Genomic DNA, 16,359 nt, shown 5'->3' with positions numbered 1-16,359 from the left:
TTAAGTGAACAATTGGCCTTGGCCCAGTATTTAGCCCTAATAGGTAAAACTATGTAAGTTTTGATGTATTACCACGTATTTTCCCCAGGATTCAGCCATAATTAATGATTACTTTTAACTAGTTAGTATCTTAACAATGCTTAAATCCATAATTCCTCTGTTTGTCGCCCTTCTTGCTCTGGCTGGCTGTAATGATGCTGCAACACCGAAAGAAGGTGTTAAATACAAAATCATTGCAGAAACGGTAGAGAATGCTGCGCCTGTTATCGAAGTCTTCTCGCTGGCTTGCGGGCACTGCCGTAGCATGGAGACAATGCTACCTGAGATCGAAAAACTAGCAGGCGTCGATATCGACAAAGTTCACGTCACGTTCAATAAAAGTGCTCAGATCGCAGCTTATATCTACTATACGGTCGCTATTCAGAACGATGGGGCACCTGATGCTGCGCTAATGGAATCATTGTTCGCCTACGTACAGGACACAGGTGACACTGTCACTGAAGGTGAGCGAAAAACACTACTGACCAAAATTTTCGCCACTCATAATCTGACTAGCCCTTTTGAACTGACCGAAGAACAGCACAAACAAGTGTATCAGAAGCTAACTGAAGCAGAGCAAGTCGTCACGAACGCCGAAATTGCCTCTGTCCCGGCCTTCCTTGTTCAGGGCAAGTATCTCGTTGAAAGCAGCGCACATGAAAGCCTGGAAGACATGGCCAATACAATTAGCTATCTTGCTAAGCTAGACGGCAAGTAAGCATCCCGGGGTAACACCTGGCAACCAACAAACAGCCTCATTCGGGGCTGTTTTTGTATCTCAGACTAAAATTAAAATCTCATAGCCTACCGGCACCTACATCTACACCTACAGACATTCAAACAATAAGATAACGGATTGATCAGATGATAAATTAATCGATGGTGAAAAGGGTGAAACTAAGATAACGGGGAATGAATACTGATTGGTGAGTTTAACGCGAGAAGATGGAGGCGCGTCCCGGAGTCGAACCGAGGTCCACGGATTTGCAATCCGCTGCATAGCCACTCTGCCAACGCGCCATATTTTGTTTCAAGGAAACAAGATAGAAAGTGAGGACTGGCCACTCTCTGAAGACGAGGCGAATTATCCATATCCTGACGTTGAGCACAAGCGTTTTCTTATACTCTTGACTCCCTTAAGCGCTGAACGATCAAGATTTACGCTATCTGTTTTCATATCCCCCACCCCAAGCTTGCAAAAGTGATTTCAATACCAATGCAAAACAATTTTTACACTTGTTGATCTTTGTACTTAACAGTCGGATCACATGGGTAGATAATATGGCTGTCAAGACTTGAAGATCATCATATATAGTGGTTTGATCTGCCACCTTGCCACAACATATTACGTTCAGGCTCAACGAACGTCATATGGATATAAAGCAGTTTTTTATGATTCTGAGTTATATCAATCGTGCAGGAATAAATGACAAACATTAAGGTGCATTCATAATGGCGAAAACCCCAACAGCTTCTGAAGTATCTCAAGCAATCGATATTGCATACCAATCTACCTCGATGGAGATCTGGGACAGCAAGTATCGTCTTAAGTCAAAGCATGGAAAAGCTATTGATGTCACGCTTGACGATACCTTCAAACGTGTTGCTCGCGCGTTAGCTGATTTAGAAGAAGATAAAGTCAAAGAACACTGGTACAACGAATTCCTGTGGGCACTTCGTAACGGCGCTATCCCGGCAGGCCGGATTACCTCCAATGCCGGCGCATTTGAACACAAACCAGCTACGTCGACGATCAACTGCACCGTTTCCGGCACTATTCAGGATTCGATGGATGATATTCTCGGTAAGGTACACGAGGCCGGGCTTACGCTAAAAGCTGGCTGTGGTATTGGCTACGACTTCTCTACCCTGCGTCCGCGCGGTGCGTTTGTCTCGGGTGCTGGTGCTTATACCTCCGGTCCGTTGTCATTCATGGATATCTACGACAAAATGTGTTTCACCGTTTCGTCGGCCGGTGGTCGCCGCGGTGCGCAAATGGGCACCATGGACATCCGCCACCCGGATATCATCGACTTTATCCGCGCCAAGCGAGAAGATGGTCGCCTGCGCCAGTTCAACTTGTCTCTGCTGATCACCGAACAATTTATCGAAGCCGTTAAGAACGATCGCGAGTGGCAGTTGATGTTCCCTGTTACGGCCAAAGAAGCCAAACAAGACGGACTGGATCTGCAAAATGATGAGTCTATCGTCTGGACTGACTGGCCGACAAAAGAAGATCTTGTCGAAGATAGCGAAGGTCGAGTTGCATGTAAGGTATTCCGCACCATGCCTGCCCGCAACCTGTGGAACGTTATCATGACGTCAACCTATGACTACGCCGAGCCGGGTTTCATCCTGATCGACAAGGTCAACCAAATGAACAACAACTGGTTCTGCGAAGAGATCCGCGCTACCAACCCATGCGGTGAGCAACCGCTGCCGCCTTACGGCGCATGCCTGCTGGGCTCGGTTAACCTGACTAAATTTGTTCGTGAACCATTTACTGACAACGCCCACTTCGACTGGGATGCCTACCGTCGTGTTGTGACTATTTTCACCCGTATGCTAGACAACGTGGTCGAAATCAACAAGCTGCCACTTGAAAAGCAACGCCATGAGATCGAGCATAAACGCCGCCACGGTATGGGCTTTTTGGGCCTTGGTTCGACAACGACCATGCTGAAGCACAAATACGGCAGCGCAGCCTCTGTAGCCTTTACCGAGCAAATTGCCCAGGAAATGGCGATCACCGGCTGGAAAGAAGCCCTTAGCCTTGCCAAAGAAAAAGGCGTGGCACCAGTAATGAATGAAGAGTTTGAAATCACTGCCAAGATGATGCGTCTGCGCCCTGAGATGGCAAAGGACGGTATCAAGGTCGGCGACAAGCTCAAAGGTAAAGTGCTGCATGCCAAATACAGCCGCTACATGCAGCAAGTCGCTGAAGTCGAACCAGCCCTTGTCGAGGAGCTAGCCAAGCACGGTGCGCGTTTTACCCACCACAGCTCCATCGCCCCGACAGGCACTATCTCGCTGTCGCTGGCAAACAACGCCAGTAACGGTATCGAGCCAAGCTTTGCCCACCACTACACACGAAACGTGATTGTGACGGGCAAGAAAACGAAAGAAAGTGTTGATGTGTACAGCTTTGAGCTGCTTGCCTACCGCGAGCTGATCAATGACAAAGCCATGCCATACAGCACCGAAGAAGAAGCAAAACTACCGGAGTACTTCATCACCGCCGATGATATTACCCCAAGCCAGCATGTCGAAGTTCAGGCCGCGGCACAACGCTGGATTGACTCGTCTATCTCTAAAACCGCCAACGTACCGACAGACTTCCCGTTCGAGGATTTCAAGGACATCTACATGGATGCCTATGACAAAGGTCTGAAAGGCTGTACGACGTTCCGCTTCAATCCTGAAGTGTTCCAGGGCGTACTGGTCAAAGAGCAGGATCTTGAGAACACCACCTATGTGTTCAACCTTGAAGACGGCTCCACCTTCGAAGCCAAAGGCAACGAAGAAATCGAATATGACGGCGAAACCCACACTGCAGCGAACCTTTATGATGCGCTGAAAGAAGGTTACTACGGTAAATTTTAAGGTTAGAGAATCATGGTCAAAAAAATTGACAGCAAAATTGTTGGTTTCAAAGTAAAGAGCCAGGAGCAAGACGCTCAGCCAGAGGCACCAGCAAAACCAGAAATTGAAGTTGTGCACATGCATGAAGATATGCCACGGCCAGAAAAGCTGTTGGGCACAACCTACAAACTAAAGACTCCGGAGCATATCTCTGAGCACTCCCTGTTCATTACCATCAATGATGTTGTACTGAATGAAGGCACAGAATATGAAGTGCGCCGTCCGTTCGAAGTGTTTATCAACTCGAAGAGCCTAGAGCACTATCAGTGGATTGTTGCACTGACGCGTATAATGTCGGCTGTATTCCGTAAAGGCGGCGACTGTACCTTCCTGGTTGAAGAGCTACGCTCGGTATTCGACCCTCGCGGCGGTTACTGGAACAAAGGCAAATATGTCCCGTCTCTGATAGCAGAGATTGGCAATGTCATCGAGCAGCACCTGACAGAAATCGGCATGCTGGGCAAGCCTGAGGTAGACGAACACCAGCAGGCTTTTCTTGATGCAAAAAAAGCTGAACTAGCAGCACAGGATGAAAAAGAAGAAGACAAGGGTAACTTCCCGCCAAGCGCGACCCTTTGCTATAAATGCCACACCAAAGCGGTAATCGTCAAAGACGGCTGCCAAACTTGCCTCAACTGTGGCGATTCCAAGTGCGGTTAAGTTATATAATTAATTAGACGCGATAATCTCGCTCTTTTTACTGAATTGATATTAAAGAGCCGATAGAACAGCCATACTTTTCGAATACTGGCGCTCAGACAAATCGTGCGGTCTGCGTCTGGAAAGCAAGCCGTTCGGTCAGGAGAAAAACAGGGGAAATATCGTTACCGACATAAACCCCAAAAAGGGCTGACACTTGGCCAGCCCTTCTCTACATTTCATCTATTACTCATAGTCAGAAGAATATGTCTCTTCATATGTGTGAGAGTACAGCTCAAAAAGGTTGCCAAACGGGTCTTCCAAGTACACCATTTTCGCAGGTTTGCTATCATCCTCCGGGTGGTAGCGCATAATATCCATGCGTACTTTTCCGCCAAACTTTTCAGTACGCTCGATAGCACCCTGGAAGTCATCAGTCTGAAGGCAAAAATGGAAGATGCCGATACGAGAGAAATCAACGTTATGGCGCTCCTGGCGCTCCTTCATTTCAAACAACTCAACGCCAATACCGTCAGTCGTGACAAGGTGAGCAATGTTAAATCCTTTAAAGCCCTCGCCAAAAACGGCCACACACATTCTGCCGATTGCGGTTTCACGCTCTTCTTCAACTTTGGTATTGCCCATAACGACTTCAAGGCCAAGTGCATTGGTATAAAACTCAACAGCTTTATCCATATCGCCGACCATAATACCCACATGATTCATTTTCATAACATACCCCAAACTCGGTTGATTAAATCGTCACTTGTTTTGATGGGGTCATTATATGGCGCCACTAACATAATTTAAAATTATCAATAATTATTAAAATAATAACTTGAATTTATTATCAACAATGGAGACTGGAAGCACCTCGGCAACGTCATTGTCCAGCTGTGCCAGCACGCTGTTGTAACCATAGCGAGGCTGCCATCCGAGCACCTGTTGTGCCATCGATGAGTCGTATACCCGATCGAGCGTTTTGGGCAATGTCCATCCCCGGCGCTGAAACGCCGCGGCGAGTTCAGGCTCGTACTGGCTGATCACGGCATCAGCCTGCTGGTATAGCGATGAACAGTCCTGGCGGCGGAACGGTGTTTTTGCCGACAGGATATAGCGGTTAAAACCCTCAGGACGTGTATTAATGGCACATCCATGGGCCGAGGCGACATCTCTGGCATCGATACCACGGGTCAGGCGGTAGACGGCCATCATATCGGCGGGTTCGGGAAAGCACCGCGACATCTGTAAGACGGTAACAGGCAGTGAGGTCTCCCTTGAGATACGCTGTAGCAGGTTCTCAGCCTGGATTTTGGTACGATGGTAGACGGTTCTTGGCTGCGGTGTCACTGTTTCGGTGATCCAACCGGTTCGGCCATTTGGCGTCGACGCATAACCGTATAGTGCGGTCGTACTAGTATAAATAAAGTGGCTGATGCCAAGCTCGATCCCCATTGCGACTAATTGCTCTGTCGCCTCTATGTTGATCTCGGCAAACTCTTGATCAGAGCGTAAGCCGACATGGGGCGCATGCAAAGATGCCGCATGCACAATGACATCAACCCCTTGCAGTGCCGAGCGAACAAAGTCGCGATCCCGAAGATCGCCAACAAAGTCGGCCGTTGAGCAGGGGACCATATCCAGTCCCACTACCTGGTGATGACGCATTAAGTGGATATAGATATGACGTCCAATCCGACCGGCAGAGCCGGTAACTAAAATTTTCATAAATGACTAGGGCGTGTTGATAGACAGGAATGGCGGCAATTATCGAATAACGAGATAGGCACCGGCAAATAAAAGTGCGATACCAAGCATCCGATACATCTCTAGCCCTCGTGCAATCGTGCCGAAAGCACCCAGATAATCAATAACGACCCCCGCAAGAAGCTGGCCGACAATGATTAAGGTGATGGCAGAAACGGCACCAAGTTTCGGGATGGTGTGGCTAATAGACAGATACAATACCAGGCCAAAGGCTCCGCAGCCCAACATATACCATGGCAATTCACGCCATTGGGCGATATCTTCTCCCCGTCGGGAGAGCAGGAGGATCAGCGAGGCGATTAATCCGCCCAGATGGACGATAAAGCTACTTGCTGCGCCACCGACACGTTGTGACATGGCACCTGCAATCGGAGCCTGGGTGCCAACCGCGATCCCGCCGAGCAAACCGATACCAATCGTTAATGCCAGTTCAAACATAATTCCTCCTTTAGGGTAGCTCTGTGCTCAGCGTGTACTGAGGTAATTTTATTCATGATACGTGGACGATGTTTGTCGTCATTAGAAGTGTAGAAAAATAGATGTATGAACAAAAATGATTTAAATTCACCATATGTATTCCCAATAAGAATAGATAAGGGATTAATAAGATGTCTTTTGAGAAATTAGCGAGACTCGATCTAAATCTGCTGGTTTGCCTGCATGTTCTGCTGGAGCATAACAATGTCAGCAAGGCATCCGAGCATCTGAATCTGAGCCAGTCTGCGATCAGCAAAAGCCTGGCCAGGCTCAGAGAGTTGTTTGATGACCCGTTGCTGCAACGAGCCGGTTACGGTATGGAACCAACACCCCGGGCCAAAGAGCTGAAGCCTATGCTGGCAAAGCTATTGTTTGACATCGAAAAGATGACAGCACCCACGACGTTTGAGCCGTCGCAAAGTACACGAAGCTTTCAGATGGCAGTAGTCGAAAGTATCTATACCCTGCTGTTTCCCCATTTTATTGGTGAAGTATTCTCAACCGCTCCCCATCTCACTATTGATACCTGTAGCTGGGGCTCTGACACGTTTGGGCAACTTCAAAGAGGCGAGCTGGATTTTGCCATTACAGGCAAGGATCTAAATCCGGAAGATGCAGAGCGAACACTCACCCCGCCAAAAGGAATACTTTCTGCCGAGCTGTATCAGGATAGACTGTGCTGCATCGTCAACTCGCGTCACCCGGTACTGTCAGAAAAATGGGATTTAGAGGCCTACATCGCCCAGCGGCATATAGTGACTAAATACTATAAAAATGAACGCTGGTTGTTAGATGTCAAACTAGCAGAAAGCCAGCTGGAGCGGGATGTTGCCCTGTTCGTGCCCGATTTTAATAGCGCGGCGGAATTGTGCAGCCACACCGATTTGATCCTGACCGCGCCCAGTCTATATGCCAGCCATATTGCCACCCAGTTGGATTTGACGGTGATCCCTCTGCCCTATTCACTCCCCCCACTCTCCTATACGCTTTTCTGGCATGAAAACAGGGAGAATGATCTGGCCCACCTCTGGTTACAGAAACTCTTGATATCCCGTTGCCAGAAACTGGCGACAGACCCGGAGTCAACAGTATCACCTTGACCAAAGCCATCTTTAATCACATCGACAGCCGCATTAGAGCGTATTTGTGACAACCTATAATCGGTTAAAAGAGTTTCGGCCCCATAAACACCCCACCCACATTCAGGCTTGCGACGATTTTGGTAAGCACATTGCGTTGCTCAGCCAAAGGTATATGCCAGATACTGTCCCATGCCGTGATAAAATCGTACTTTTCATCCAGTGAATACTCGCAAATATCTGCCTGAACAAAATTGATGTTCGGGTGTCGCTGACGAGCAATGTCCAACATGTCTGCTGATACATCTATACCAGAGGGGCTAAAGCCCTCGTCTAACAGCAACTCGATAAAACGCCCCGTACAACCACAGCCGATATCCAGCGCATGTCCACGCCCCTTTGCAAAAGTAACCGCTCTCTTGTGCTGTTCAATACCATTGTTGATATCGAAGTCATTACTCTCCCAAAGATGCGTTATTTGATTGTAGGCTTTTCCTATCTCTGTTGGTTTCACTTAAAAATCTCCTTGAGGCCTAACGCCGAACATCAGTTGTGCGACAGTGAGCGAACCAGGTACACCGTACTTTATTCCCAAACCGACGAGTGTAGAGAGTTACCGTTATTGCTTTGTTAGCTGAATTTTTCCATAACAAAATTGCAGAGCTTTTGGCCTCTAACTTCAACGAGTTGTTCTTGAACAACAGAAAAGCCAAAACGCTCGTAAAATGGTCTCGCAGTTATACTGACTTCTGAATAGAATCGCGTGATGCCTACTTGCTTGCCAAAGGCAAACACATGCTCCATTAATGCGCTTCCAACACCTTGCCCCTGGTATTTATGATGACAGAAGAAATGGTCAATGAGTCCGTTGCTTTGTAGGTCCGTATAACCGACGAGTGTCATGGGACACCTGAAGTGCTTAGCGCCTATTCAACATGCTTATTAACAAAGTCGTTTAATTCTGAAACTGTCTGAACTATGTATACCGTTTTGCTGTTCGACTTTTCTCTTAGCCTACGCATGAAGTCATCGTTCCAGAATTTCGGGCATAGCCTTAATACTTTGTAGCTTTCCATAGAACCTTTCAACACTGAGCTACCATCAGGCCAACCTTCAGGTTTTACGACTAGCCCTTTTAGAAGTCGCTTGGTCACAAACCAATAGCTAGTCAGGTATGGCAGATCAATGTAAACCAAGGTGTCCGCTGCTTCCAAACGCTTATTAAATGAATCCATTGGGCCGAACCCATCAATTATCCAACTGTCAGAAGACAAGATGTTTTGGTGTGCTTCATCGAATGCCTTGCGTTCTACTTGTTCACCATTCTTCTTATACACTATTGAATCTAGTTGGTATAACTGTATCCCAGTCGCCGACGCAAGCGCTTTGCTCATGGTGGATTTTCCGCTGCCGGGCTTACCGAAAACTGCAATTTTCTTCATGATATCTCCTTCCAATGAGAGTAATCCCATGAGGCAGATACAGAAAACCCACCTCTTCTGGGTGGGTTCGACAAATAAAACACATCAACAATCCCACCATTCCTATGGAATGATGATAATTCGTACTTGGTAGTGCGTAATATTCGTTTTCATGCAATCATCGTCATATATGGAAATCTGATTGTCAATCACAAATTCTAATTGGCTTACACTGTAACCTTTCTAATTCAAACTCCAGAGTGATGTCCATATTGGTCCCGATAGTGTTATCACTATATTCAACGCACTTCGTTCACACACTCTTCCACATCGGCAGATAAGTAAATAGAAATAGCGAGCTAAGCGCGTATAATTTTCTATCTGCCAACTTATTGCGAGCCGGAAAGCCTTTTGCATAGAGTAACAGCATCGGCCCCGTCGGATCTTTTATGATATTCCATGCCAACCGATATGTACCCAGACTTTAGCAATAAACAGAGCATGCCGGTGTTATCGGCAAAGACCAAGGCCTTGATATCGTGAAATCCGAGTCCCCTTGCCACTCGTGCAGCATGCTCAACGAGCTGTATGCCGACACCATTTCCCTTATGAGCTGGTAGAACTCCGAGGCCATAGAGTTCAAAGCCTTCTTTTGTGTTGACCTTCACCACCATGACGCCAAGAATATTATCCTGTTCGTCCAGCGCGCAGAAATACCGGCCGCCCAAGGCTTTGTGGTTATCGAACCAACCCTCAACCTGCTCGGACTCAAATGGGATCAATGTTGAAGACAGGTACTTGAGGTTTTCCGGGGCATTCCAGATCGAGAGAAACACCGGCAATAATGCCCCCTTGTCCTCGATGCTATCTTCAGGTGCAAACTCTCTAATTTTCAGGGTTAGCATCACTATACCCAAGCTACCTCAAGATGCAGGATTCAGAGTGAGACCAGCGGGTTCAGTTCAAGGAAAGTAACGGTAGGAATGGTAGTCCCTTTCAACGTTATTTGACACAGAAATGGGCACGCTGGCTCACTCACTCCCAATGGGCGAGTTTACTTGGCTTCTATGCGTTGTTACCGATTATTAATTTAGAGCCACTAGATTTTCTAATCGGTGCCTAGCCTACAAGCCAAGTAATTCTCGCTGAAACGAGCATCTTGAGGTAGCTTGGGTATATATCCTTATCTTACTGACATGAGTATAGATTGACTGCCTCAATTAACATCCTATCCTTCGATCAGCCTAATACAGCTTGAGCAAAATATGTAAAGCTATCGTAAAACGAGATGCCGAGCATCAGTGATGACTTGAATGGCTTCATTAAGCACAACATCTTGTTCTGATTTTAAGTGCTCTGGCATTCGTTCAATGAGTATATTAGGGCTGATACCGAAACCAACGAAATCTCTTCCGTCAGGGTAAGTATCTCGTTTGGTACACACTCTGAAAGAGCCCCCTCCGGGCAAATCAACGAAAATGGGTTGGCCTGTACTGCCATAAGTTCGCTCGCCGATCGTCGTGAAGTGCTGCAATTTATCGGCGTAGATCAAAAAGTCCTCTGCAGCAGACGCTGTGTGTCTGCCAATCAGCACCACGGTAGGTACTATGTGACTATCACTCTTGGCTTTAAGCATCGACATTGAGCCAGACTCCCACGCGTTGTCTTGAGCATACTCTTTATAACCCCATGCCTTGTAGGCCGCGATATGTTTCCTTGTTTTCCAAGCCGACCCAGATAAATATTGATTGGCAAAGTAGGATAATATCTCGGCACCTATACCAGAATTACCACCACCGTTGAACCTGATGTCAATAATGAGACCTTCAGATTGTTTTATATCTTTGTAAGCTAACTTAAAGTCATGCAAAATCTGTCTATCGCTGAAACTATTTAACGCCACGTAAGCAACTTGATTATCCAACCACCGAAACTCAAACAACTGACCATTAGAAGCTGGCAAGTTAAGTGCAACTGTCTCAGTTTTAATGTGTCGTGAGTTTCGCTTAAGTGTGATTGCTTTTTGCTCTCCCGAGGAGGATTGGATAATGAAATGAACTTGACTGCCAGGCGAGCCTTTTAACATATCCCTTACTGAATGACTCCACAAAGCTTGCTCTGTTGAACTTGAAAGGTAAGGCATAATATTAGTTTTTAGATGGGTATCTAAATCAACACCTTCGACTGATATGATCGTTGAGCCAAGAGGAATCTCAGCTAGTAATCTCTTATCTATTTCTGTGATTACTGCTTGGTGGTTAGCTTCCGTGACCTTTATTGCTGGCCAGTCAACATACCTATCAGAAAGTCCTTTGGGTAAATAAATATTGGTATGTCCATCATGCAATAATGCACTAAATTTCATCAATTCACGGTAATACTCATAAGTATTTTCAGTTGCTAATACCTTTGGTATAAATTCTCTGTAAGCGTTATCAAAATCTAGCTCAGGCACTTGATCAAAATAAGCAAAGTTGTAGCTGGCCTCTTTCCAAAACAAAGACAGGCCATACAACTTATCCTCATCAGATAGATTCTCAGGAGTATCCAACGCTTCTTTAGCACATACAGATGTGGATGCTATACCCAAGGCGATTAGCATTGGTAATAACACTTTTCTCATCATTTCAACCAATCCTTAGTTGTGTCGTGTTTTAAAGTACATCGCAGTGTTATGACGCCGGATGGTGCGCGTTAACTTGATGTTTTAGTAGTTATTGTTAGCGTGGTGATACTGTTAACTTCACCTTACGTACTTTTTCATAATCAGCAGATGATAGCTCAAGCAATTGTTCATCTGGGAAAGACTTGTTAACGGCATTGATGACTGAATAATCAAACCTTTCATCCCCACTGCTTTCGATGATTTCTGTTTTAATGATCTCTGTATCATCATTTAACAAAAATCGTAGCGTAACTGTCTTACCAATATCTGCGTTGCTAATGACCAAATGGGATTGAATATTATTGTGTATATGAGCGCCGCAAGACTGAATATCAACACATTGTTTGACATCTTGCGAAGAGCACGATGCTAACAGTAATGGTAAGAATGCATATAGGTACTTCATCAATTCCTCTTTGAGTAAAGCGTGTAATCTTGACTGCTCTGTTATGTCGATCAATGGTGTTAGGCTATTTCAACTGAATCTTACCTATCTCATTGGCATCTCCAGTCCGGTATTTGGGAAAATAGACCCAATACGCTTTACTGTCTATCGAGTCCCGAGCTAACTCCAAATATATAACGTCCTTAGCCGTTTGAAGTTCAAAACCAAACCTCTCAAGAGGGTGTGATTTTCTTCCTTCAGCATAGGTGATGTCTTTTAGTGCTGAGATAACTGCACTGTTATCTACAGGTCTTTCTGATGTTGTACTGATTACTTCCTGAGTGAGTCTATCCCGTAGTTCAGTGCGAGCAACGTTTGGAAACACATAGGCAGTTGCAACTGTAATGAGGATGATGGAAGCTACCCCTTTGGCAAATCTACGACTCAACTTTTTAAAAACTGCCATCACGATAGTGATTAAGGCTAAAACTAAAATGCTTGTACTACCTATTGTGTACATAGCGTCTAAGATGCTCAGATACACCTTTTATCCTTATAATCCAAACTGCACGGCCTGCATAATAACATAATCGGGCATAGCGCTTGTCGTTTTGAGTCAGTGAAGTACATCGAATCCATCAAATTCACCGGATTATACGTGTAACCCTGATTGCACTGTCAGAGCGCTTTAGCTTTAAGTGATTCTATGTATGCTTTTGATTCTGTCAGGCTTACTTCTGGCTTCATGTTTGATAGCAAGATTGCTGAATCAGTTGTGCATTGCCATAAAGAACAGAAACTGCTGGTTTTGGCGCCATGCTTTAATAAGGTTACCGCTATTTCATCATTGTTAAATAAAAGAGCTATTTGGATAGGTGTCATGCCATCTTCAGTAAAAATATTAATTCTAAAACCACGCTCTATCATTAATTCAATAATGTCTGGTGATGCCTTAGATGCTGCTACATGTAAGGCTGATGCACCGGTTGAAGTTCTATAGTTAACAACCGTTTTATCTCTTAGCAGTTCTTTAACCAAGTTAAACTTTTTCCATTCGAGAGCCACCAATAGCTTTTCACCGTTTGAGATACTTAAGGGCTCAATATCAGGTGTAAAGTCGACTATCTTACGTTCGTCTCCGGGGGCATAGCCAAGGATCAAGTTATCCTTATCATAGTAATGTGGTGGTACTAATAAGTGGTAAAACTCTTGAGCGTTTGACTGAACTATCCGGCCATCAGCGCGATACTCCGCCTTTGAGCAGGGATCGATAAACAGCTCTCTTTCGGGGAGATAATCTACGGCGCAGCCAAAGGTGGAAGAAATTCCCATTACAACAAGTACATCTGGGCGGATAGAACGTGTCGCTTCGCTTTCTAGGGGCAAGGTTCCCTTTAACAGAGCTGAGGCATATTCATTTCCACTTCTTCGCGCCGTATACTGAAGAATATGTTCTAAGAGTGGTAAGTTGGTACTGACTGAACCAAGGTTATTGAGCTCTTTGATACTCTTCTCGGATCGCTTATGAACGACAACCGGCGCCCCATCCCAAGACTCTATTCGAACTTCTCCTGGTTGCATTTCACCAACATTAACGGCCGCTTTACAGAAAACACTAAAAGTAAAGATGGTTAATGTCGTGACTAGTCTCCGAAGCATTTATTATCCTTTATAGCTCTAACGCCGAACATAAGTTGCGCCCCGCAAAACCAACAAAGCACACCGAACTTCGAACCTAAGGCGCCGAGTATAACATTGGTATGGTTCACATCACTGAACCATACTATTTAATTACAACATACTCTTTTAAACATACCCTAACTAAACAATCAAAGTTTTCATAATCAGTGTTCAAAACACAACTAATAACGATTTGCTTATGACAGGAATAATCATCATCACTTACACAGCTTGTTCATTTCAATAAGCGTTATAAAATACTGGTTGTAGCCATTGTTTGACGTTGATTTATATCAAATGATGGCCAGACTAAATAATAACTTTATAGGTAATTAAATTTCAGAGATGCATCACAAATATATTTATCAAACTGTAATTAACAACATTAATAATTGGACTTAGTTCAAACCTGATTAATTAATCATCACTGGCATAAATATAGAAAATCAAAGTCAGATTATTGATAGAACTATTCCCACTATCAATTTGTCACACAATTGCAATCCTTAATTAACAAAGACTTATCCTATCAAAATTAGAATCAGGCGCACTGCACACTTTGGCATACTGGCTATTAAATCCTTATATCTTTTAGGGTATTACTATTTATCAAGTTAAGGCGACATCCCAAATGGGCATACTACATCGACAACTCTGATAGCACTGTTACACGCAATTCGATTTTTCAATGTGGTATGAAGCAATGAATACAATGAGATTCCACCAGCTGTAGACAAAACTCCCTAACCACTCCTTTCGTTATCCATGCGAAATCAGTCTTTACTGAGTTCATAAGCCTACCCCTGGCGTCACAATACCGTCCCGTCGGATTGTTGCCACACACCTGCAATCATAAAAAATTTGCGGTGAACAGAATTTTTATTAACCAGGAGACTCACCATGAGTGACATTGCGCTCTCTATCAGCATTCTTGCGCTGGTAGCGGTGCTTGGGCTTTGGATTGGGAATTGGCGTATCTATGGCGTAGGTTTAGGGATAGGCGGAGTGCTGTTCGGCGGCATTTTCGTCGGTCACTTCACCGGCACCTGGGGCATCGCTCTCGATTCAAATACCCTGCACTTTATACAAGAGTTTGGCCTCATTCTCTTTGTTTATACAATAGGGATACAGGTAGGCCCAGGGTTCTTTGCTTCCTTGAGAAGCTCGGGGCTAAAACTAAATGGCTTTGCAGCACTGATTGTCTTGCTTGGCTGTCTCGTGACCATCGCACTGCACCAGCTGTTCGATGTGCCTTTGCCCGTTATTCTCGGGGTCTTTTCCGGTGCCGTCACCAATACGCCATCGCTAGGTGCTGGTCAGCAAATTCTCTCTGAGCTTGGCGCACAGGAGGGTATGCTCGATCTTACTGGTATGGGCTACGCCGTTGCTTACCCGTTCGGGATCTGCGGCATCTTGCTGACTATGTGGACCCTCCGCCTCGCCTTTCGCGTCAATGTCAACAAAGAAGCCGATGAGTTTGAAATTCATAATGGCCATAAGAAAGAGAGCCTTCACACCATTAACGTCGCGGTCAAGAACCCCAACCTAAACGGGCTGATGCTGATGAATGTCCCAGCACTAACCGAGGGTGATATTGTTTGCTCGCGTCTCAAGCGCGAAGACCACCTCTATGTTCCTAAACAAAACACGCATATCGAAACCAATGATTTACTGCACTTGGTGGGTGACAAGACTGCACTTGAAAAAGCACGCCTGGTTATTGGGGAAGAAGTTGACGCCTCGCTCTCAACCCGCGGCACAGAATTGCGTGTTCAGCGACTGGTTGTCACCAACGAGATCGTACTCGGCAAAAAGATCCGCGATTTGGATCTGAAAGAAAAATACGATGTCGTTGTGTCGCGTCTCAACCGTGCCGGCGTCGAGTTAGTGCCAACCAGCCAGTCAACCTTGCAGTTTGGTGACATTCTCAACCTGGTCGGCAAACAGGAAGCCATTGAAGCTGTCAGCGGTATTGTGGGCAACGCTCACCAAAAGCTTCAGCAAGTTCAGATGCTCCCTGTTTTCGTCGGTATCGGGCTCGGGGTATTGCTGGGATCAATTCCGTTCTATCTGCCCGGCTTTCCGGCAGCTATCAAGCTTGGCTTGGCAGGCGGACCGCTGATCGTCGCTCTAATCCTTGCTCGAATTGGCAGTATCGGCAAGATGTACTGGTTTATGCCGCCAAGTGCCAACCTTGCGCTGCGAGAGATCGGTATCGTGCTCTTTCTGGCTGTTGTCGGACTTAAATCCGGCGGCGGGTTTATCGACACCCTCGTCAATGGCGACGGGCTAAGCTGGATGGGATACGGCATTTTGATCACTGCGATCCCGCTAATCACAGTCGGCTTCATTGCACGCATCTTTGGCCAGCTTAACTACTTAACAATCTGCGGCATGTTGGCCGGTTCGATGACCGATCCACCGGCTCTGGCCTTTGCCAACGGCCTGCACCCAACGAGTGGCGCATCGGCACTGTCCTATGCCACGGTCTACCCGCTTGTTATGTGTTTACGAATATTATCCCCTCAGTTGCTCGCTATTCTGCTCTGGGCAATGTAAACCACC

At 45.8% G+C, this 16,359-nt stretch carries 15 protein-coding genes, 1 tRNA gene and 1 pseudogene; 5 read left to right on the top strand and 12 right to left on the bottom strand.

Features of this window, described 5'->3' with window-relative positions; all coding sequences use genetic code 11:
* The first annotated feature begins 136 nt into the window (after positions 1 to 136).
* The gene (locus EIZ48_RS11675; RefSeq protein ID WP_160651316.1) at positions 137 to 757 is read left to right on the top strand and encodes a thioredoxin domain-containing protein; all 621 of its coding nucleotides are present in this window, start codon (positions 137 to 139) and stop codon (positions 755 to 757) included.
* Between the two features lie 228 nt (positions 758 to 985).
* On the opposite strand, the gene EIZ48_RS11670 is transcribed toward EIZ48_RS11675, so the two are convergent.
* Positions 986 to 1,059 (bottom strand) — tRNA-Cys (locus EIZ48_RS11670).
* Between the two features lie 432 nt (positions 1,060 to 1,491).
* Between EIZ48_RS11670 and EIZ48_RS11665 the strand changes: the two genes are divergently transcribed.
* Together EIZ48_RS11665 and EIZ48_RS11660 are read left to right on the top strand one after the other, a co-directional pair.
* Positions 1,492 to 3,642: an adenosylcobalamin-dependent ribonucleoside-diphosphate reductase gene (locus EIZ48_RS11665; RefSeq protein ID WP_160651313.1), complete on the top strand. Its 2,151-nt coding sequence runs from the start codon at positions 1,492 to 1,494 to the stop codon at positions 3,640 to 3,642.
* 12 nt (positions 3,643 to 3,654) lie between these two features.
* Complete coding sequence (locus tag EIZ48_RS11660) at positions 3,655 to 4,341, top strand: TSCPD domain-containing protein (protein WP_160651311.1); 687 nt, start codon at positions 3,655 to 3,657, stop codon at positions 4,339 to 4,341.
* Positions 4,342 to 4,566: 225 nt separating this feature from the next.
* On the opposite strand, the gene EIZ48_RS11655 is transcribed toward EIZ48_RS11660, so the two are convergent.
* From EIZ48_RS11655 to EIZ48_RS11645, 3 genes are all read right to left on the bottom strand, one after another.
* A complete protein-coding gene (locus EIZ48_RS11655; protein WP_160651308.1) occupies positions 4,567 to 5,052 on the bottom strand; it encodes a VOC family protein in 486 nt (161 codons plus the stop codon).
* Between the two features lie 93 nt (positions 5,053 to 5,145).
* Positions 5,146 to 6,048, bottom strand: a complete 903-nt coding sequence (locus EIZ48_RS11650) for an NAD-dependent epimerase/dehydratase family protein (RefSeq protein ID WP_160651305.1) — start codon at positions 6,046 to 6,048, stop codon at positions 5,146 to 5,148.
* 39 nt (positions 6,049 to 6,087) lie between these two features.
* The gene (locus tag EIZ48_RS11645; RefSeq protein WP_075762103.1) at positions 6,088 to 6,525 is read right to left on the bottom strand and encodes a DMT family transporter; all 438 of its coding nucleotides are present in this window, start codon (positions 6,523 to 6,525) and stop codon (positions 6,088 to 6,090) included.
* A gap of 170 nt (positions 6,526 to 6,695) precedes the next feature.
* Here EIZ48_RS11645 and EIZ48_RS11640 point away from each other — a divergent pair, with 170 nt between their 5' ends.
* Positions 6,696 to 7,664: a LysR family transcriptional regulator gene (locus tag EIZ48_RS11640; RefSeq protein ID WP_160651303.1), complete on the top strand. Its 969-nt coding sequence runs from the start codon at positions 6,696 to 6,698 to the stop codon at positions 7,662 to 7,664.
* Between the two features lie 64 nt (positions 7,665 to 7,728).
* Here the strand turns inward: EIZ48_RS11640 and EIZ48_RS11635 are convergent, their stop codons facing one another.
* The 8 genes and pseudogenes from EIZ48_RS11635 to EIZ48_RS11600 form a co-directional block, all read right to left on the bottom strand.
* Complete coding sequence (locus EIZ48_RS11635) at positions 7,729 to 8,157, bottom strand: methyltransferase domain-containing protein (protein WP_160651300.1); 429 nt, start codon at positions 8,155 to 8,157, stop codon at positions 7,729 to 7,731.
* A 116-nt stretch (positions 8,158 to 8,273) separates the two neighbouring features.
* A pseudogene (locus tag EIZ48_RS11630) lies at positions 8,274 to 8,540 on the bottom strand (GNAT family N-acetyltransferase); the annotation flags it as partial.
* Positions 8,541 to 8,569: 29 nt separating this feature from the next.
* Complete coding sequence (locus EIZ48_RS11625) at positions 8,570 to 9,085, bottom strand: P-loop NTPase family protein (protein ID WP_160651297.1); 516 nt, start codon at positions 9,083 to 9,085, stop codon at positions 8,570 to 8,572.
* Positions 9,086 to 9,453: 368 nt separating this feature from the next.
* The gene (locus EIZ48_RS11620; RefSeq protein ID WP_160651294.1) at positions 9,454 to 9,969 is read right to left on the bottom strand and encodes a GNAT family N-acetyltransferase; all 516 of its coding nucleotides are present in this window, start codon (positions 9,967 to 9,969) and stop codon (positions 9,454 to 9,456) included.
* A 368-nt stretch (positions 9,970 to 10,337) separates the two neighbouring features.
* Positions 10,338 to 11,690, bottom strand: coding sequence for a S41 family peptidase (locus EIZ48_RS11615; protein ID WP_160651292.1), 1,353 nt, complete (start codon positions 11,688 to 11,690; stop codon positions 10,338 to 10,340).
* A 94-nt stretch (positions 11,691 to 11,784) separates the two neighbouring features.
* A complete protein-coding gene (locus tag EIZ48_RS11610; RefSeq protein WP_160651289.1) occupies positions 11,785 to 12,135 on the bottom strand; it encodes a cell envelope integrity TolA family protein in 351 nt (116 codons plus the stop codon).
* A 64-nt stretch (positions 12,136 to 12,199) separates the two neighbouring features.
* The gene (locus EIZ48_RS11605) at positions 12,200 to 12,658 is read right to left on the bottom strand and encodes a hypothetical protein (protein WP_160651286.1); all 459 of its coding nucleotides are present in this window, start codon (positions 12,656 to 12,658) and stop codon (positions 12,200 to 12,202) included.
* A 134-nt stretch (positions 12,659 to 12,792) separates the two neighbouring features.
* Positions 12,793 to 13,773 carry an ankyrin repeat domain-containing protein gene (locus EIZ48_RS11600; protein WP_160651282.1) on the bottom strand — a complete coding sequence of 327 codons (981 nt, stop codon included), beginning with the start codon at positions 13,771 to 13,773 and terminating at the stop codon, positions 12,793 to 12,795.
* Between the two features lie 921 nt (positions 13,774 to 14,694).
* On the opposite strand from EIZ48_RS11600, the gene EIZ48_RS11595 reads away from it, so the two are divergent.
* Positions 14,695 to 16,353, top strand: coding sequence for a putative transporter (locus EIZ48_RS11595; protein WP_075763456.1), 1,659 nt, complete (start codon positions 14,695 to 14,697; stop codon positions 16,351 to 16,353).
* The last annotated feature ends 6 nt before the right edge of the window (positions 16,354 to 16,359 follow it).

The sequence above is a fragment of the Photobacterium alginatilyticum genome, assembly GCF_009910675.1.
Taxonomy (GTDB): Bacteria; Pseudomonadota; Gammaproteobacteria; order Enterobacterales; family Vibrionaceae; genus Photobacterium; species Photobacterium alginatilyticum.
This window is presented reverse-complemented; position numbering and strand designations above follow the sequence as displayed.

What these genes read in the sequence shown, in the direction of transcription:
- EIZ48_RS11675 (WP_160651316.1), top strand. Translation starts at nt 137, where the DNA reads ATGCTTAAATCCATAATTCCTCTGTTTGTCGCCCTTCTTGCTCTGGCT.
- EIZ48_RS11665 (WP_160651313.1), top strand. Translation starts at nt 1,492, where the DNA reads ATGGCGAAAACCCCAACAGCTTCTGAAGTATCTCAAGCAATCGATATT.
- EIZ48_RS11660 (WP_160651311.1), top strand. Translation starts at nt 3,655, where the DNA reads ATGGTCAAAAAAATTGACAGCAAAATTGTTGGTTTCAAAGTAAAGAGC.
- EIZ48_RS11655 (WP_160651308.1), bottom strand. Translation starts at nt 5,052, where the DNA reads ATGAAAATGAATCATGTGGGTATTATGGTCGGCGATATGGATAAAGCT.
- EIZ48_RS11650 (WP_160651305.1), bottom strand. Translation starts at nt 6,048, where the DNA reads ATGAAAATTTTAGTTACCGGCTCTGCCGGTCGGATTGGACGTCATATC.
- EIZ48_RS11645 (WP_075762103.1), bottom strand. Translation starts at nt 6,525, where the DNA reads ATGTTTGAACTGGCATTAACGATTGGTATCGGTTTGCTCGGCGGGATC.
- EIZ48_RS11640 (WP_160651303.1), top strand. Translation starts at nt 6,696, where the DNA reads ATGTCTTTTGAGAAATTAGCGAGACTCGATCTAAATCTGCTGGTTTGC.
- EIZ48_RS11625 (WP_160651297.1), bottom strand. Translation starts at nt 9,085, where the DNA reads ATGAAGAAAATTGCAGTTTTCGGTAAGCCCGGCAGCGGAAAATCCACC.
- EIZ48_RS11620 (WP_160651294.1), bottom strand. Translation starts at nt 9,969, where the DNA reads ATGCTAACCCTGAAAATTAGAGAGTTTGCACCTGAAGATAGCATCGAG.
- EIZ48_RS11615 (WP_160651292.1), bottom strand. Translation starts at nt 11,690, where the DNA reads ATGATGAGAAAAGTGTTATTACCAATGCTAATCGCCTTGGGTATAGCA.
- EIZ48_RS11610 (WP_160651289.1), bottom strand. Translation starts at nt 12,135, where the DNA reads ATGAAGTACCTATATGCATTCTTACCATTACTGTTAGCATCGTGCTCT.
- EIZ48_RS11600 (WP_160651282.1), bottom strand. Translation starts at nt 13,773, where the DNA reads ATGCTTCGGAGACTAGTCACGACATTAACCATCTTTACTTTTAGTGTT.
- EIZ48_RS11595 (WP_075763456.1), top strand. Translation starts at nt 14,695, where the DNA reads ATGAGTGACATTGCGCTCTCTATCAGCATTCTTGCGCTGGTAGCGGTG.